This is a genomic window from uncultured Methanobrevibacter sp., from assembly GCF_900316895.1.
In the GTDB taxonomy this organism is placed as follows: domain Archaea; phylum Methanobacteriota; class Methanobacteria; order Methanobacteriales; family Methanobacteriaceae; genus Methanocatella.
The window spans coordinates 1-2,288 of record NZ_ONER01000139.1; the positions used below are offsets into that span (position 1 = coordinate 1).

The window sequence follows — 2,288 nt, forward strand, 5'->3', positions numbered from 1 at the left end:
AGAGGAACTCTTTATCATTCATATGCACTTGAAAGCGGAAGAGTAAGGCACTGTATCATCAGGACTCCATCAATGGCAAACATTGGTGCAATGCAGTATGCATGTATTGGAGACCAGATTACAGATGCTCAATTATGTATCGTACAGTGTGACCCGTGCTTCACATGTACCGATAGGGCAATTGAAATCATAAGGAGATAGAAAAATGTTTGAAAATATACTCACTAATCCGATTATTGTTGTAATATTGACAATTTTGGTCTGCTTTATAATTTCAACATTGCTTCCTGGAATTGAAAGAAAATACATTCATGCAAGGATTCAGCAAAGGATTGGGCCAATAGTAATTGCTCCGGGAATTATGGCGCCAATAAAGTTCATGTTCAAGGAAAATGTCGAAGTTTCATCTCCTGTACCGGGATTATACAAGGCATTGCCGATAATATGTTTCATTGTGGTTTTGTGTGTTTTAATCGCATTGACTCCACAGGCCTATCAAATTCCGGCACTTGCAAGCTTGGTGGCTGTTGTCGGATTTTTAAAAGTGGAAGAGATATGTTATGTATTGATGGGAGCATTATCAAAATCCGTAATGTCCGTCAGGATGCCTTTCCCTGATAAGATCAAAGGGGCAGCTCACAACAATTCCAATCTTTCATTCATTGAGGACATAAGTGCAAGAAGATCACTCAGGATGATTACATATGGTTCTTTCCCATTGTATTTGGCATTGTTTGCACCTATTACTGCTGCAAGAAGCATCTTTTTGCAGGATATTGTAGCTTATCAGCAAGCGAATGGACCTTTCCTGTTTACCGTATCAGGTGGAATCGCAGCAATCGTATTTTTCATCGGTTACATGATTATATTGAACGAATATCCATTTTCAATCATCAAAGCAAAATCTGATGTAATTGAAGGACCATACATGGAATATGCAGCCAAATATAGGGCTGTCGTCTATCTGACAAGAGGATTTTTCATGTTTGTGCTTGGTTGTGTCTTTTCAGTATTGTTCATTGGAGTGCCTCCAACAATCATGTCACTTGGATTTTTGCTAAATGTACTGGTAGCATTGATATTCGTATTCATGATGGGAATTTTCTCAGCATTTGCTCCTGTATTTACAAATAGGCAGCTATTGCCAACAATATTGTGTACTACACTGCTAGGAATATTGGCCATTGTGCTTGGATTATTATGAGGGGGTATTATTTATGAAGTTTGTTATGAGGCCGTATCATATGGTAAGTCTTGGAGGATATATTGTTGAATGGGATTTTCCTTACAGAAATCTTATAGTTGTAAATAAGACCTCTGAACCGATTAAAATCGAAATACCTGTATTTCATGAGGAATGGATACAGGAACACAGGGACTTGGGTCTTGAAGTGATTCCAGTCACCAAAGATGACAATTATTTGAGCATGTGGAAAAGGGCACACGCAGAACTTGATAAAGTAAGGCCAAAAAATGAGTGATTATACTTTAACAATCAAATCGACTGAGAAAAAAGGAGTGTTGGATGACATAACCGATGTCATCACATCCCATGGTGCTAATATTAGTTATGTTCACCTTTTTGTTGAGAGAAACAATGTTGGTTCTATCAACTTGGAATTGGAGCATGTTGAAGACATTGATGATTTGATTAAAGATTTGAAGAATATCGATGAAGTGAAATCAATAGAGCTGCATGGTTCCCAATTGGACATCTATGGAAAGCGTATAATCATCGTTGGTGGCGGAGCTCAGGTATCTCAGGTTGCTATGGGTGCAATCACCGAAGCCGACAGGCACAACATACGTGGGGAACGTATAAGTATCGATACAATCCCTCTGGTTGGCGAAAAGGCGCTGGCAGAGGCTGTTGAGGCAATATCCAGGCTTCCTCGTGTAAGTGCATTGGTGCTTGCAGGATCACTTATGGGCGGAGAAATCACAAAGGCTGTCCGTAAGGTCAAGGAAGAAAGTAATTTAATCGTCATTTCCCTTAATATGCCTGGAAGTGTAACCGATTATGCTGATTTGATTATCACTGATCCTATTCAGGCGGGAGTCTTGGCAGTAATGTCTGTTGCAGATACTGCGGTTTTTGACATTAAGCGTTTAGGCGATAACATCAAGTTTTAATTCATGTTTATGGACATATAGGTAGGGAGTTAACTACTTAACTCCCTTTCTTATTCTTATCTAAATGATGCAAGAATACCATGACCTCTTCAAGGTCATGGATGAATTGCACTATTGGGTGTACTATCTTTTTTAATTAATTTTATTGTGTTTAA

Annotated in this window: 3 protein-coding genes and 1 pseudogene; all 4 read left to right on the forward strand. The window is 38.8% G+C overall.

Annotation, left to right across the window (positions count from 1 at the left end; translation table 11 throughout):
- Nucleotides 1–201: pseudogene (locus tag QZN27_RS09780) on the forward strand (hypothetical protein); the annotation flags it as partial.
- 4 nt (nt 202–205) lie between these two features.
- Nucleotides 206–1,204 (forward strand): respiratory chain complex I subunit 1 family protein, encoded by a 999-nt coding sequence (locus QZN27_RS09785; protein WP_296787025.1) that lies wholly within the window; start codon nt 206–208, stop codon nt 1,202–1,204.
- Between the two features lie 13 nt (nt 1,205–1,217).
- Entirely contained in the window at nt 1,218–1,481 is a 264-nt protein-coding gene (locus QZN27_RS09790; protein ID WP_296787027.1) for an energy-converting hydrogenase B subunit P, read from the forward strand.
- On the forward strand, nt 1,474–2,133 hold the full coding sequence (locus QZN27_RS09795) for a DUF5612 domain-containing protein (RefSeq protein ID WP_296787031.1): 660 nt from the start codon (nt 1,474–1,476) through the stop codon (nt 2,131–2,133). Before QZN27_RS09790 ends, QZN27_RS09795 begins: the two co-directional genes overlap by 8 nt.
- The last annotated feature ends 155 nt before the right edge of the window (nt 2,134–2,288 follow it).

What these genes read in the sequence shown, in the direction of transcription:
- QZN27_RS09795 (WP_296787031.1), top strand. Translation starts at nt 1,474, where the DNA reads ATGAGTGATTATACTTTAACAATCAAATCGACTGAGAAAAAAGGAGTG.
- QZN27_RS09790 (WP_296787027.1), top strand. Translation starts at nt 1,218, where the DNA reads ATGAAGTTTGTTATGAGGCCGTATCATATGGTAAGTCTTGGAGGATAT.
- QZN27_RS09785 (WP_296787025.1), top strand. Translation starts at nt 206, where the DNA reads ATGTTTGAAAATATACTCACTAATCCGATTATTGTTGTAATATTGACA.